Source organism: Actinomadura meyerae, assembly GCF_900188445.1.
GTDB lineage: Bacteria > Actinomycetota > Actinomycetes > Streptosporangiales > Streptosporangiaceae > Spirillospora > Spirillospora meyerae.
Window position 1 is genome coordinate 45,718 of the sequence record NZ_FZOR01000051.1, and the last position, 13,481, is coordinate 59,198.

Below are 13,481 nucleotides of genomic sequence, written 5' to 3' on the forward strand. Positions count from 1 at the left end.
CAGCGTCGTGAGGGGTCGACCGGCCGATCACGAAGGACCGCTGTCGCGCCGCGAACGGCTGTTCAGTCCCGACCCCCGCATCGGATGGGTGTTCCGGGACCGCTGGTGGTTCCTCACCCCCTTCCCCGAGGCGCCGCCGCGGCAGCAGGCGCTGCCGGACTACCTGGCGCGCCGCGTGGCCGAGACCGAGGCCGCCGCCCGCCGCCGGATGGGCCGGACGCTCCCGGGCAGCGCCGGCATGGCGGCCGTTCTGGTCGTGCTCGCCGCCCTCGCCGCCGGACTGTCCACGAGCTTCACCGTCGGCCTGCTGCTCCTCGCCGTCATCGCGGTAACGCCGGGCGCCGTGCTGACCTGGTGGGCCCTCCGGCAGCGGGAGGGCGCGCGCAGGGCACACGAACTGGCACAGAAGCAGGTCACCGGCGGCTATCACGAGCAGGCGCAGCAATGGCAGGCGCGCAAGCAGGCCCACGAGGCCGCAGAGCGCGCGCGGCTCGACCAACTGCCCGAGTGGGGCGCCGCTCCGCGCCCCGGCCGCCGCCTGGACGTGTTCGGCGGGACGCTGTGGGCATGGGAGGCGCTGCTGACCACCTATGGGACGTCCACCCTCGCCGTCCAGCCGCTGCTGGTGCTCGACCTGTCGCGGGAGGTCGTCAGTCGCGAACTGGCCGAGCTGTCCCGCGCCGCCGGGATGGAGGTGGACGAGCAGCTGCTGCCCAGCCGCCAGGCGTCGTCCACCTTGCTCACCGACATGTCGCCGCAGGAACTCGTCGACGCGATCGTGGAGTCCATGCACGGCGGCGGGCCCGACACGACCCGCGCCGAACGCAGCATGGACGACCGCATCCTCAGCAAGGTGTGCGGCGCCCTCGGCGGCGACATCACCCTCGCCCGCATCGCCGCGGCCCTCCGCGTCCTGATGGGCGAGCCCGAGGAAGGCGACGCCCTGACCCGCGACGAGCGGCGGCGCGTCGGCACCGAGCTGTTCACGGTCGAATACCGCCGCCAGGCCCACGCGAACCTGTCGCGGATCGAGTCCTACGTCCACCCGCTGGAAGACCTCGGCACTCGGCCGTCCGGGACGGGTCCGGGGTACCTGACCTGCATCGCGCTGGACAGCCAGGCCCGCAACGTCCGGTCGGAGCTGCTCACCGACCTGATCGTCCAGTGGGTCACGCACCGGATCACCGCGTCCTCGGCGGCGACGCCCGCCCTCGTGGTCGCCGGGGCGGACGAGCTGGCCCGCCGCCACCTGGAGCGGCTCTCGGACGCCTGCGAGCGGCGCGGCGTCCCGCTGACCCTGCTGTTCCGGCGGCTGCGCGAGACGTCCGCCGAGCTGATCGGCGGCGGCGCCGTCGCGTTCATGCGGCTCGGCAACCACGAGGACGCCGCGCGGGCCGCCGACTTCATCGGCCGCGACCACCGGTTCGTCCTGTCGCAGATCACCAGGAACGTCGGCGGGACCGAGTCGCACACGACGACCGACACCCGCGGCGAGGGCGACTCGGAGACCCGCAGCACCAGCCGCACGACCGGTTCGTCCCGCACGTGGGGGACGAGCAGCTCCGGCGGCGTCTCCCACTCGGGCGGCGAGATGTTCGGGCTGTTCCCCGACCGCTCGACGTCCAGCCAGCGCGGCCGGAACCGGGGCGGCTCCGACAGCCGCAGCGCCACCGAGGGGACCGCCGTCGCCACCACGCGGAACTGGTCGGCCGCCTCCTCCTACGCCGAGGGCACCAACTGGAGCGACGCGGACAGCAGCCAGCGCGTGTACGAGTACGTCGTCGAACCCGTCACCCTCCAGCACCTCCCGGACCACGCGCTGCTGCTCGTCCAGTCGGCGCCCGGCGGCGGCCGCACGGTCACCCCGGTCGAGTGCGACCCGGCGATCGTCACGCTGGACCGCGTCACCACCGGCCCCCTCCCGGACCCGCCCGCCCCGCGCGCCGTCCCCGGCCCCACCGCCCCGGCCGGGCAGCAGTCCCCGCAGTGGACCGCCCCGCCTCCGCGGTGGGCGGCGCCTCCGGCCCCGCCGCCTCCGCGAGCGCCCCTCACCCCCGACCCGGGCCGCCCGGCGGGCCGCGACCAGGGCCCGCCGCCCCTGTTCGGCGGCCGGGCCTGATCAGGCCCCGCCTGATCACCCGTCCGGTTTGGCCACCCTCCGGGGCCGCTCAGCCGAGCCGTCGCCGCAGACCCTGTGCCCGCCGGACGAGGGGGAGCGGCAGCCTGTCCGGGGCCTTCTCGATGCGCTCCTCCACCACCGCGACCAGTTCGGCGCCGAACCCGAGCCGCACCGCCACCGCGTCCGCCCGCGCCTCCCCGCGTGCGGCCGGGAGCCGCGCGCCCAGCGCCGCCGCCCGCGCGGCCCCCGCCGGCAGCGCCACCACCGCCGTGACCGCCGTGGCCAGCACCCCCAGTACGAGGACCAGCACGAAACCGATCGGCCGGTGCCACGCCACGGCCCGCTTCCACATCGGCCCGATCGGCGACCACACCTTGCGCAGCGTCCACAGCAGCGCCCGGCTCGGCATCGTGACCTGCGCGTGCACGAACGCCGGGACCGTCCGCCACCCCAGCAGATGGCCCAGCTCATGCGCCAGCACGGCCTCCAGCCGCCCAGGCGGCAGCGAACGCGCCGACGCCGACGTCACCGCCACCGTCCGGCCGAACGGCACGCAGGCGTTCAACCCGTCCGACTCGACGACCACGACCCGGTAGCCGCCGACCCCGGCACGCCGCTGGACGTTCCGCCACGCCTGCTCCACCCGCTCGTCCGGGCGCGGCTCCCGGTACCCGTGCACGCGCCGCGCGCCGAGGGGCGCCAGCAGCATCAGCCCCCACACGGCGACGACGACGACCGCGCCCCAGACCGTCCACACCAGGTGCGCCCCGACCGCCACCGCCGCGACGAGGACGCCTTCAACCCCGACGATGGCCGCAACCGGAACCCCGCCCCGCCCGGCCGGCTCCTGACCGGGCGGCAGGTAGCGCGGAGTCTCGGGAACGTGCCATCCCTGCTGCCCGCCGGCGCCCGGCACCACCGGCGCCTGGGCGCCGACCGGCACGTCCGAGACGCGCCGGGTCCCGTACCGGGGCTCCGGCACGGACCGCGTTGCCGGGGGCTGCTCGGCCCGTTGCGGCACGGCGGGCGGCCGCACCGCCATGAGCGGCTCCTGCGGCGTCGTGGACGCGCTGAGCGGCGACACACCCGCCTCGGTCGGGGCCGAGCCTCCGTGACGGGGTGCGGGAGCTTCGGAAGGCCGCGAGGGCGCCGCAGAAGGCCGCGCCGGGGGCGCGGGAGGCTCGGGCGCAGGCGGGTCCTGGCGGCGGCGGGTGCGGGGTTCGTAGCGGCGCGACCGGTCGGTCCAGGTCTGGCCGTCCCAGTAGCGCTCGCGGCCCATCCACTCCGGATCTGGGTACCACCCAGGTGGTGTGCTCACCCGAACCCGCCTCCCCGTCAGCAACAGAGCACAGGCTTGCGCACCCTCCGACAGGGAGTCAACGGGATCGTCACAGCTTGGGGGTGAAGGGGCGCCGGTGGGCCGGATCGTCGGGGTCGGCGAGGCCGCGCAGGGCCGTCTCGACGAGTTCCACGGCGCGCAGGACGGCGACGAGGCGGGCGCCCTCGCGGCGGTAGGCCTCCAGGACCGACTCGACGCCGTGCGGCGGGACGAGGTCGCCGAGGTCGACGCGGGCGGTGCGGAACCCCTCGCGGGCCGCCTCGACGGACGCGGCCACGTGCTGGCGGGCCATCCGGGCGAGCGTGATCGGGTAGCGGCGCAGGACGCCGTAGCGGCGGTACTCGGGCGGGACGAGCTCGAGCAGCCAGCCGAGGGCGGTGTCCTCGAAGCGGTCGGTGCCCGGTGGATGCACCTGCGAGGGCCAGCCGGGCGGGACGTAGGTGCTCACGAGGGCAGGATAACCCGTATTCGAACCTACGTTCGAGACAAAACGGACACTATTCGGGCGGCGGGGTGCGCCGGATGCGGATCTTGCCGGAGTCGAGGTCGTCGCGGGTGCGGCCCGAGCCGGTCTGCTCGTGGTCGTCCTGCCGCATGACCTTCTGCCGCTCCTGCTCCTCCATCTTGACCTTCTTGGAGCCCTCGAAGGCGGAGGCGAGGTCCTCGAACATGCCGCCGCCGAACCCGGCGCCGGTCTCGCCGTCGCCGCGGATGGCGCCCATCAGGGACGACTTGCCCGTCCCCTCGCGGGGCCACTCGACGGTCTCCGGCTCGGCCGCCTCCGGGCGGTTGCCCATCGGACGGCCCTTGACGCGCTTGCGGCGTCGAAAGGGTGACTTCACACAGACTCCAACGCGATGAGTCTCCAGATTGATCCCAGCGGACGTTCAGATTGGACATTCAGCTTGGAAACGACCACCGGGTGGGAGAACCGGTGAAATCTCCCTGGCGGAGCCCGAACACCGACTGTGGGCGCACCGCGACGGTGGCGTTCACCTCCGGGTCCAGGAAATCGACACGATAGCGGGTCGCGTACTTGGAGTTGACCAGGTCGATGAACCGCTGGAGGTCCTTCTGCTCGGTGAGGATCTCCGCCCGCCCCTCGATGACGACCGGGTTCTCGGCCTCCTCGGTGGTGACCACGACCCGCGGGTTCGCCCGCAGGTTCACCATCTTGCGGGACGGGACGGCGCTGCTGAACAGCAGGGCCTCGCCCGACCAGGCGCCCCACACCGGCATCGCGTGCGGGCGTCCGTCCGGCCGGACCGTGCACACCCAGAAGTTGCGCGCCGCGCGCAGCCGCTCCTCGGCCCACGACCAGGGCAGCAGGCCGCTTCCCTCGTCCGGCCCCTGGATGCCGTAGCCGGGCATGTACGGACGTTCCGCGATGGGCTCCGGTTCCGCGGCGCCGGCATCCGACATGGCGTTCTCCTTCCCTCGTGCACTGTCCCGTTCATATCGTTACAGACGGCGGCACCTCGCGGTGACGCTCGGTGGCTCGTTGGGAGCGGCTCGGCGCGGTAGCCTGCGGGACGTGCGCCTATCCCATGTCATCACGGTTCTGGAGGAGCTTTACCCGCCGGCGTGGGCGGAGTCCTGGGACGCCGTCGGGCTGGTCTGCGGAGACCCCGACCAGGAGGTCGCCCGGGTCCTGTTCGCGGTCGACCCCGTCGCCGCCGTGATCGACGAGGCGCTGGAGTGGGACGCCGACCTGGTGGTCACCCACCACCCCCTGCTGCTGCGCGGTGTCCACTCGGTCGCCGCCACCACGCCCAAGGGCCGGCTGATCCACCGGATGATCACCAACGGGGTCGCGCTGTACACCGCGCACACCAACGCCGACCGCGCCGATCCGGGCGTGTCGGACGCGCTGGCGCGGGCCGTGGGCCTGACCGGCGGGCTGCGGCCGATGGTCCCCGCCGAGGACGACCCGCGCCGCGGCCTCGGCCGGATCGGGGAGCTGGCCGCGCCCGTCCCGCTGCGGGAGTTCACCCGCCGGGCCGCGGCCGGGCTGCCGACCACCGCCTGGGGCGTCCGCGCGTCCGGCGACCCGGACGCGCTCGTGCGCACCGTCGCCGTCTGCGGCGGCGCCGGCGACTCCCTCCTCGACACCGCGCGCGCCGCCGGTGTCGACGCCTACCTCACCGCCGACCTGCGGCACCACCCCGCGTCGGAGTTCGCCGAGCACGGCGGGCCCGCCCTCGTGGACGCCGCGCACTGGGCGACCGAATGGCCGTGGCTGGCCGACGCCGAGCGCCTGCTCGGCGCGTCCTCCCCCGAAGCGGGCAAGTTGGAGACCAGGGTGTCCACGCTCGTCACCGACGCGTGGCGCCTTCACGAAGAAGGAGCACTGTGAAAGCCGCACCGCAAGCCCAGCTTCGACTGCTCGACCTGCAGGAGCTCGACAGCTCGCTGGACCGGCTGGCGCACCGCCGCCGGACGCTGCCCGAGCTGGCGGAGATCGAGCGGCTGGAGGGGCGACTCACCGAGCTGCGCGACGCGATCGTCGCGGCCGAGACCGAGCTCGGCGACCTGCAGCGGGAGCAGAGGAAGGCCGAGCAGGACGTCGACCAGGTCCGCACCCGCGCCGACCGCGACCAGAAGCGGCTCGACTCCGGCCAGGTGACCTCCGCCAAGGACCTCAGCAGCCTGCAGGCGGAGATCGAGTCGCTGCACCGCCGCCAGTCCGACCTGGAGGAGGTCGTGCTGGAGATCATGGAGCGGACGGAGGAGGCCGAGGGGCGCGTCGCCGCGCTCCGCGCCGACCAGGCCGCCGCCCAGGAGGAGCTGGCCGGGCTCAGCGAGCGGCGCGACGCCGCGCAGCGCGAGATCGACGAGGAGGCGGGGACGACCAGTACCGCGCGCACCGCCGTCGCCAAGGACATCCCGGACGACCTGCTCGCCCTCTACGAGAAGCTGCGCGGCCAGTTCGGCGGCGTGGGCGCGGCCAAGCTGTTCCGCGGCGCCTGCCAGGGCTGCCACCTGGCCCTGAACACCGTCGACCTGAACAACATCAGGGCCGCCGCCGAGGACGAGGTCGTCCGCTGCGAGGAGTGCCGCCGCATCCTCATCCGCACCCCCGAGTCGGGCCTGTGAGCGCAGCCGCGGGAGGGCGCGGGGCCGCGGGCTCGCGCAAGCTGGTCGTCGAGGCGGACGGGGGCTCGCGCGGCAACCCGGGCCCCGCCGGGTACGGGGCCCTCGTCCGGGACGCGCTGACCGGCGAGGTCCTCGCCGAGGTGGCCGAGTCGATCGGGCACGCCACCAACAACGTCGCCGAGTACCGGGGCCTGATCGCCGGGCTGGCGGCGGCGGCGGACCTCGACCCGTCCGCCCGCGTCGAGGTCCGGATGGACTCCAAGCTCGTCGTGGAGCAGATGTCCGGCCGCTGGAAGATCAAGCACCCGGACATGGTGCCGCTGGCGCTGCGCGCGAAGGAGCTGGCCGCCGGGCTCGGCTCGGTGTCCTACGGCTGGATCCCGCGCAACCGCAACGCGCACGCCGACCGGCTGGCGAACGAGGCGATGGACGCCGCCGCCCGCGGCGAGCACTGGGTCCGCAAGGTCGAGGAGTCGCCGGGGGCGCCGGAGCCGCCGCCGCGGCGCCCGTCGTCCGCCCCGACGACCACGGTCCTGCTGCGCCACGGCGAGACGCCGCTGTCGGTGGAGAAGCGCTTCGCCGGCACCGGCGACGTCCCGCTCACCCCGAACGGCCTCGCCCAGGCCCGCTCCGCCGCCCTCGCCCTCAAGGACCGCGGGCTCGACGCGATCGTCACCTCGCCCCTGGCCCGCTGCCGCGACACGGCCGCCGAGGTCGCCGCCGTCACCGGGCTGGACGTCCGGGTCGAGGACGGCTTCCGGGAGACCGACTTCGGCGAGTGGGAGGGCCTCACGTTCGCCGAGGCGGGCAAGGGGTGGCCCGCCGAGATGAAGGCGTGGCTGGCCGACCCCGAGGCGGCGCCGCCGGGCGGGGAGAGCTTCGCCCAGGTGTCCCGCCGCGTCCGGACCGCCCTGGACAAGCTCAAGGTCCGCTACCGCGAGCAGACGGTCCTGGTGGTCTCGCACGTCACCCCCATCAAGCTCCTGGTGAAGGACGCCCTGGGCGCCCCCATGGCGTCCCTCTACCGCATGCACCTGGACGTGGCGGCCCTGTCGACCGTCGACTGGTACGCCGACGGCCCCGCGACCCTCCGCGCGTTCAACGACGTCCACCACCTCCCCTCCTGAGCCGGGGAACAAGGGGTTCGCGTGAACCGCTAACCTTGGTGGGACGGCGGACGAGCCGGCCGGACGGCCGCGTCGGGGAGCGATCCCCGTCGAGGAAAGTCCGGGCTCCACAGGGCAGGGTGGTCGGTAACGCCGACCCGGGGTGACCCGCGGGACAGTGCCACAGAGAACAGACCGCCACCGGTCCGCCGGTGGTAAGGGTGAAACGGTGAGGTAAGAGCTCACCAGCGCCCACGGTGACGTGGGCGGCTCGGTAAACCCCACCCGGAGCAAGGTCAAGAAGGGGCCCCGCAAGAGGCCCCGCGCAGGTGCCTGAGGGCGGCCCGCCCGAGCCTGCGGGTAGACCGCTGGAGGCCGCCGGCAACGGCGGTCCGAGATGGATGGCCGTCACCCGCCGCCCCGCAAGGGACGGCGGGCACAGAACCCGGCTTACAGGCCGACTCGTCCGCCGCTACCTCTCTCACCTGTGGTTCCGCCATCACGACTCGGCGGAGTTCCGCTGTGGTTCCGTCCGCGCTTCGTCGAGCAGGCTCTCTATCGCCCCGCGGCCAATCTCTTCGTCGTCCGGGAACAAGTGGCCGTAGGTGTCCCACGTCTCGGCCATCGTGGCGTGCCCCAGGCGGGACTGGACGACCTTCGGGTTCAGGTTCGCTCGGATGAGCCCGGACGCGTAGAAGTGGCGCAAGTCGTGGAACCGCGTCCCCTCCGGCAGGCCGGCCGCCGCGACCGCCTCGCGCCAACAGGTGTTGAACGACTTGCGCTGAGCGATGCGGCCGCACCGGTTCGTCACGAGCACGTCCTCTGGCCCGGCCCGCCACCCCGGCCGCTGCATGTGTCGCGTGATCTCGGCGAGGATCAGGTCGTCGGCGGGGACGCGGCGCCGGGACGCCTTCGTCTTGAGCTCGACCAGCTGCCCGCCCTGGGCCTGCTGCTCGATGCGGACGACGCGCCGCAGGAAGTCGATGCGCGGCACCGTGAGGCCGAGCGCCTCGCCCTCGCGCAGGCCGAGCCCGGCGCCGAGCCACACCGTGACGCGGTACCGCTCGGTGATGGCGTCCGCCAGGGCGAGGACGTCGGCCGCCGCCATCGGCACGACGACGCGCGGCTCTACGCGCGGCAGCGGCACCCGCGCGCACGGGTTCGACGGGATCATCCCGTCATCGACGGCCGATTGCAGGAGGGACCGGAGGACGGCGAACACGGTGTGCACGGTGGACGGCGCCAGCTTGTCGGCAAGCAGGCCGACGAACGCCTTCATGTCGGAGCGCTGCAACTCGCCGAGCCGGCGTCCGCCGAACATCGGGAGTATGTGCGTCCGCAGATGGCTGCCGTAGGTGTCGGCCGAGTTGGGCCGTAGGTGCACCTGGGCGGGCAGCCATTTGCCGGTGGCGTAGTCCTCCAGCGTCACCCGGCCGCGCTTCTGGTCGACGTACACGCCGCGCAGCCGGTCGGCCTCCTGAGCGGTCGCGTGCGCCTGTGCGTGCGCCTTGACCCTGAACGCCTTCGTCTCCTCCTTGCCGGACGACCCCACCCAGCACGCGAGCCACCGGGCCGCCCGCGGGTTCCCGCCGTTGTCCGGGTGCCGCTTCGTCTTGCGCTTCGGCTCACCGGACGTCCACCAGAGATCCCGGACGCGCGCCACGGTCAGCCGTCCTCTGCCTGGACGGGCACCTCGTCCGGGTGCTGTAGCCAGCCCTCGGCGCGCATGAGGTCGAGCCACTGGGGCGGGACGGCCGGCGGCACGATGCCAGCCGACACCATGGCATCGATGACGCGCGCCAGCTCCCGCACGGACGCGTTGAACGGCGCTGGGTCGGCGCTGATCTCTCGACGTGCCGCCTCGCGGAAGTAGGTGAAGAACGCGCGGTGCTGCTGAACGGGACCGACCGTCTCGCGCCACCGGCGGCGCCGCTCGCGGTCGGTCGGCTCGTCCTCTCCCGAGACCCAGAGCAGGGCTTCCCACGAGCGCATCGTGAGCTTGGGCGTGATCTCCAGGTCGGTGTGTCCGTCGAGCGGGATGAACAGCAGGACCGGCGGGACGTCGAGCGCGCGGGCGAGGACGAGCAGCTCCTCGACCGTGACCATGCCTCGCCGGCCGTTCTCCAGGTTGGTGATGGCCTGCCGCTTAAGGTCCGGCATCCCCAGCTCGGCGCACCGGTCCGCGAGGGCCTGCGCGCTCATCTCGCGCCGTGCCCGTAGTTCCCGCAGCCGTCTGCTGATCACCTGTGTGGGCGTGAGTTGTTCCATAGCCGCACAGCTTAAGCGATGAATTGACAAGCGACCACGGATGTCGGCAGTCTGGGGATGTCGATCTCGCGCACTACTTGTGCATGAGATGAACAGGAGTGATCGTGTCCGAGAAGCACCTGAGCCCCCAGGAGTTCGCCGACCGTGAGGGCGTGCCCCTGGAGACCGTCTACCAGTGGAACAGCCGCGGCACCGGTCCGCGGTACATGAAGATCGGCCGCCACGTCCGCTACAAGCTGGCCGACGTGATCGCGTGGGAGAACGCCCGGTACGCCGAGACGGGCGGGACGGCCGCCTGATGACGACCAACGAGAGCGCCCCCGGCTGCGGGACCGGGGGCGCTGGGGACGAGCAGGCGGCGGGCCGGGTCGTCGGTGCCAGCATACGCCGCTACCCCGTGGCGTACGCGTCGCTCTACGCCCCGGCCGGCCGCCGCCGCTGCTGGTGGTTCGCCATCCGGTGCCCGCACTGCAACGCCGGTCACTTCGGCCGCCTGCGGGACCGTGACGCGCTCGACGGCGTCCGCCGCGCCGGGTGCGGCCGACTCGTGTGGGTCGTGGTCGCCCGCACCTACGGAACGGAGCGCGCCGCGTGACGGCTCTTGAGAAGGTGCTCGACGCGCTGCGCGAAGCCGGGCACCCGGTCACCCGGTCCGGCGACGGCTGGCGCTCGACCTGCCCCGCGCACGACGGCGAGAACCGGACCGCCCTCGCGATCGACCCCGGCCGCGATGGGGTCCTGATGTTCTGCCACGCGGACATCACGTGCAAGCCCGAGGTGATCGCGAGGGCTCTCGGCCTCACCGTGCGAGACCTGTTCGACCAGCCGAAGACCGGCGACCCCCGCCGCGCCGAGCTCGTCGCGACGTACGACTACGTCGACGAGAACGGCGAACTGCTCTACCAGGTGTGCCGGTACAGCCCGAAGACCTTCCGGCAGCGTCGGCCGGACGGTCCCGGCCGCTGGACATGGAGCGTCAAGGGCGTGCGGCAGATCCTCTACCGGCTGCCCGCCGTCCTCCAGGCCGCCGCCGCCGGGCAGACCGTCTACGTCGTCGAGGGCGAGAAGGACGTCCACGCGGTCGAGAAGGCGGGCGCCGTCGCCACGTGCAACGCGGGAGGTGCGGGGAAGTGGCGTGCCAAGTACGCCGGGCCCCTGACCGGCGCGCACGTCGTCATCGTCGCCGACAAGGACGCCCCCGGCCGTACGCACGCACGGCAGGTCAAGGCCAGTCTCGACGGCCGCGCCGCCTCCGTGCGCGTCGTCCAGGCCGTCGTCGGCAAGGACGTCGCCGACCACCTGGCCGCCGGGCGCACCCTCGACGAGTTGGCGCCGCTCGACGACGGGCAGGCCGTGCCGGACGAGCAGGACACGCCGGGCGCCCGGCGTGTCCGGTCTCAGCCCCTCACGCAGATCACCCGGCGTCGCCGTCAGTACCTGTGGGAGCACCGCCTTCCGCTCGGTGAGGTCACGCTCTGGGTCGGGCACGCGGGCATCGGCAAGTCACAGGCGGCCGTCTGGCTCGCCGCGCGAGTCTCCCGCGGGGAACTGCCCGGAGAGCTGTACGGGACGCCTACCCCCGTCCTGTACCTCGGCACAGAGGACTCCTGGGAGTACACCCTCGCGCCCCGGTTCGACGCGGCCGGCGCCGACTCCGAGCGGGTCTTCCGGCTGTACGTCGAGAACGAGCACGGGGACGAGGAGATCGTCAGTCTCGCCGTCGACCTGGACACCCTGCGCGAGGAGATCCGGGCGACGGGCGCGCGGCTGGTTGTCCTGGACGCGCTGCTGTCGACGTTCGGGAGCGCCAAGCTCACCGAGCAGGGCACCGTACGGCGTCACCTGGAACCGCTGGCCCGGCTCGCCCAGGAGTTGGGGATCGCCGTCGTGGGAGTCGCCCACTTCCGCAAGGCGAGCGACTCCAACCCGCTGCACATGATCGCCGGGTCGTCGGAGTTCGGTCAGGTCGTCCGCTCCGCCATCGGGTTCGCCCCCGACAAGGACGCCGATGACGGGTCGTGCATCCTCTCCCTGATCAAGACCAACCTCGCGCCGTCCAGCCTGCCGAGCCTGCGGTACATCGTCGAGCCGTGCGGCGTCCAGACCGACGAGGGACTCACCGACGTGGGCCGGTTCGTGCTCCTGGGCGAGACCGAGCAGAGCATCGAGGACGTGCTCAACCGGGAGCACACCACGGCCGAGCAGCGCAGCGAAGTCGAGCAGGCCGCCGAGTGGCTGCTGAGCTTCCTGGAGTCCCAGAAGGACGGTTGGGAGGCGCCGCGCGCCGAGGTGGTCAAGGCCGCAGGCAAGGAAGGCTTCACGCTCCCCACGCTGAACCGTGCGAAGGTCCGCGCGAAGGTCCGCCACAAGTCCGGCGGCTTCCCCAAGACGACCATCTGGATCCACCCCGAATTCGCTACCGATAGTGACGATGCCCAGTCATCTCACCCCCGTGAGACGACTGCTGAGACGACTGGGGGTGAGACGACTGGAGACGACTGGACTGACCAGCAGAAACAGCCCGACGAAGAGTCATCGGCCCCTCAGTCGTCTCAGAGACACGTGTCTGAGACGACTGAGGGCGCGAGCGACGGGCCCACCGGAGAGCCCATTACGCACAGTGACAAGTGTGCCGTGCCCGACTGCCCCGCCGCACCCCGCCGTTCGTGCTGGACGTGCGCCGACCACATGGCCCGCGAGGACGAGTTCACGGAGGCGGCATGACGTCCGGCGACCGCGCGTCCGCCGACCTGCGCGAGGCCGTCGAGCGGCGCCTCGCCGAGCGGATCGAGCGGGCTCGCGAGCGACGTGCGGCGCGGGGGCGTGCACGTCGCGAGAAGCAAGCACGCCGAGACGCCGGGCTGCGGGCCCGGCACCGCCGGAAGCTGAACCGAGAGAGGAACTGACGATGACCGCCCAGACCGAGCGCAGCTCGATGTCCACGCACTGCGCGGACTGCAAGCGCCCACTGCTGCTGCGCCGCCCCGGCCGGACGCACTGCGAAGCGTGCCGGCCCACGATGCTCGCCTCAGCGGAGGCCTTGTACCGCAGACTCTCCACCACCCAGGAGGACCGGACATGACCGACCCGAACCCCTACTACAAGCTGATCGACGGTGAGCCGATGATCAGCCCGGCCGGGCTGGCGCTGCTGCTCGATCTGCCCCTTGACGACGTCCTCGCCGAGTACGAGCGGCAGACGCGGGGTGCGGCCAACGGCGTCATGCAGATGCCCGCCGAGTGGCGCAAGCGGGGCGTGCGCGTCCGCAAGGAGACGCAGGCCGCGCTCGGCTACGAAGCCGGGATGAAGGAGTGCATCGACTACCTGGCGAGCAAGGCGTGAGCGATGACCTGCGGGCCGCCCTCGCGCGGCTGACGGCCGGGGAACGGCAGACGCTCGCCGTCCGGTGGCAGCAGAACTCCGACCACTGGGAGCCGGTGAACCGGCCGCTGGGGCGCGTGTGGCAGGTCATGACCTCGCTCGTCCTGGAAGTCGACCGGATGGAGGCGATGCGGGCGGCGGGCGCCGAGCCGCACACGATGCGCGGGGCGCG

At 73.1% G+C, this 13,481-nt stretch carries 17 protein-coding genes, 1 other RNA gene and 1 pseudogene; 12 read left to right on the forward strand and 7 right to left on the reverse strand.

Going from position 1 to position 13,481, the window contains the following annotated elements; genetic code table 11:
- Positions 1-7: 7 nt before the first annotated feature.
- Entirely contained in the window at positions 8-2,119 is a 2,112-nt protein-coding gene (locus CHF16_RS34735) for a hypothetical protein (protein ID WP_143228232.1), read from the forward strand.
- Positions 2,120-2,168: 49 nt separating this feature from the next.
- Here CHF16_RS34735 and CHF16_RS34740 read toward each other — a convergent pair whose 3' ends face one another.
- The 5 genes and pseudogenes from CHF16_RS34740 to CHF16_RS34755 form a co-directional block, all read right to left on the reverse strand.
- Positions 2,169-3,203, reverse strand: coding sequence for a M48 family metalloprotease (locus CHF16_RS34740; protein WP_245869709.1), 1,035 nt, complete (start codon positions 3,201-3,203; stop codon positions 2,169-2,171).
- Between the two features lie 135 nt (positions 3,204-3,338).
- Positions 3,339-3,437: pseudogene (locus CHF16_RS42240) on the reverse strand (DUF2510 domain-containing protein); the annotation flags it as partial.
- Between the two features lie 70 nt (positions 3,438-3,507).
- Positions 3,508-3,906, reverse strand: a complete 399-nt coding sequence (locus CHF16_RS34745; RefSeq protein WP_089330424.1) for a hypothetical protein — start codon at positions 3,904-3,906, stop codon at positions 3,508-3,510.
- A gap of 49 nt (positions 3,907-3,955) precedes the next feature.
- Positions 3,956-4,300 carry a DUF6191 domain-containing protein gene (locus CHF16_RS34750; protein WP_089330425.1) on the reverse strand — a complete coding sequence of 115 codons (345 nt, stop codon included), beginning with the start codon at positions 4,298-4,300 and terminating at the stop codon, positions 3,956-3,958.
- 58 nt (positions 4,301-4,358) lie between these two features.
- Positions 4,359-4,880 (reverse strand): pyridoxamine 5'-phosphate oxidase family protein, encoded by a 522-nt coding sequence (locus CHF16_RS34755; RefSeq protein WP_089330426.1) that lies wholly within the window; start codon positions 4,878-4,880, stop codon positions 4,359-4,361.
- A 112-nt stretch (positions 4,881-4,992) separates the two neighbouring features.
- On the opposite strand from CHF16_RS34755, the gene CHF16_RS34760 reads away from it, so the two are divergent.
- The 4 genes from CHF16_RS34760 (at position 4,993) to rnpB (ending at position 8,129) form a co-directional block, all read left to right on the forward strand.
- A complete protein-coding gene (locus CHF16_RS34760; protein ID WP_245869710.1) occupies positions 4,993-5,814 on the forward strand; it encodes a Nif3-like dinuclear metal center hexameric protein in 822 nt (273 codons plus the stop codon).
- Positions 5,811-6,554: a zinc ribbon domain-containing protein gene (locus tag CHF16_RS40640; protein WP_179271847.1), complete on the forward strand. Its 744-nt coding sequence runs from the start codon at positions 5,811-5,813 to the stop codon at positions 6,552-6,554. Before CHF16_RS34760 ends, CHF16_RS40640 begins: the two co-directional genes overlap by 4 nt.
- Positions 6,551-7,681 (forward strand): bifunctional RNase H/acid phosphatase, encoded by a 1,131-nt coding sequence (locus tag CHF16_RS34765; RefSeq protein WP_179271848.1) that lies wholly within the window; start codon positions 6,551-6,553, stop codon positions 7,679-7,681. Before CHF16_RS40640 ends, CHF16_RS34765 begins: the two co-directional genes overlap by 4 nt.
- A gap of 51 nt (positions 7,682-7,732) precedes the next feature.
- Positions 7,733-8,129, forward strand: an RNA gene (rnpB, locus tag CHF16_RS34770) — RNase P RNA component class A.
- 30 nt (positions 8,130-8,159) lie between these two features.
- On the opposite strand, the gene CHF16_RS34775 is transcribed toward rnpB, so the two are convergent.
- Complete coding sequence (locus CHF16_RS34775) at positions 8,160-9,323, reverse strand: tyrosine-type recombinase/integrase (RefSeq protein ID WP_089330428.1); 1,164 nt, start codon at positions 9,321-9,323, stop codon at positions 8,160-8,162.
- A 2-nt stretch (positions 9,324-9,325) separates the two neighbouring features.
- Complete coding sequence (locus CHF16_RS34780) at positions 9,326-9,928, reverse strand: helix-turn-helix domain-containing protein (protein WP_089330429.1); 603 nt, start codon at positions 9,926-9,928, stop codon at positions 9,326-9,328.
- Between the two features lie 104 nt (positions 9,929-10,032).
- Here CHF16_RS34780 and CHF16_RS34785 point away from each other — a divergent pair, with 104 nt between their 5' ends.
- The 7 genes from CHF16_RS34785 to CHF16_RS34805 all read left to right on the forward strand — a co-directional run.
- Entirely contained in the window at positions 10,033-10,227 is a 195-nt protein-coding gene (locus CHF16_RS34785) for a helix-turn-helix transcriptional regulator (RefSeq protein WP_089330438.1), read from the forward strand.
- Positions 10,227-10,523: a hypothetical protein gene (locus CHF16_RS34790; protein ID WP_089330430.1), complete on the forward strand. Its 297-nt coding sequence runs from the start codon at positions 10,227-10,229 to the stop codon at positions 10,521-10,523. The genes CHF16_RS34785 and CHF16_RS34790 overlap by 1 nt, the downstream gene beginning before the upstream one ends.
- Positions 10,520-12,652, forward strand: coding sequence for an AAA family ATPase (locus tag CHF16_RS34795; protein ID WP_143228235.1), 2,133 nt, complete (start codon positions 10,520-10,522; stop codon positions 12,650-12,652). Before CHF16_RS34790 ends, CHF16_RS34795 begins: the two co-directional genes overlap by 4 nt.
- Entirely contained in the window at positions 12,649-12,834 is a 186-nt protein-coding gene (locus CHF16_RS39840; protein ID WP_143228236.1) for a hypothetical protein, read from the forward strand. The genes CHF16_RS34795 and CHF16_RS39840 overlap by 4 nt, the downstream gene beginning before the upstream one ends.
- A 2-nt stretch (positions 12,835-12,836) precedes the next feature.
- Positions 12,837-13,010 (forward strand): hypothetical protein, encoded by a 174-nt coding sequence (locus CHF16_RS40645; protein ID WP_179271849.1) that lies wholly within the window; start codon positions 12,837-12,839, stop codon positions 13,008-13,010.
- Entirely contained in the window at positions 13,007-13,270 is a 264-nt protein-coding gene (locus tag CHF16_RS34800; protein WP_089330432.1) for a hypothetical protein, read from the forward strand. Before CHF16_RS40645 ends, CHF16_RS34800 begins: the two co-directional genes overlap by 4 nt.
- A partial coding sequence (locus CHF16_RS34805) for a hypothetical protein (RefSeq protein ID WP_143228237.1) occupies positions 13,267-13,481 on the forward strand: 215 nt, incomplete at its 3' end. The genes CHF16_RS34800 and CHF16_RS34805, both read left to right, overlap by 4 nt.

Bases quoted from the DNA above. Each gene is read 5' to 3' on its own strand.
- CHF16_RS34755 (WP_089330426.1), bottom strand. From the start codon at position 4,880: ATGTCGGATGCCGGCGCCGCGGAACCGGAGCCCATCGCGGAACGTCCG.
- CHF16_RS34780 (WP_089330429.1), bottom strand. From the start codon at position 9,928: ATGGAACAACTCACGCCCACACAGGTGATCAGCAGACGGCTGCGGGAA.
- CHF16_RS34790 (WP_089330430.1), top strand. From the start codon at position 10,227: ATGACGACCAACGAGAGCGCCCCCGGCTGCGGGACCGGGGGCGCTGGG.
- CHF16_RS39840 (WP_143228236.1), top strand. From the start codon at position 12,649: ATGACGTCCGGCGACCGCGCGTCCGCCGACCTGCGCGAGGCCGTCGAG.
- CHF16_RS40645 (WP_179271849.1), top strand. From the start codon at position 12,837: ATGACCGCCCAGACCGAGCGCAGCTCGATGTCCACGCACTGCGCGGAC.
- CHF16_RS34800 (WP_089330432.1), top strand. From the start codon at position 13,007: ATGACCGACCCGAACCCCTACTACAAGCTGATCGACGGTGAGCCGATG.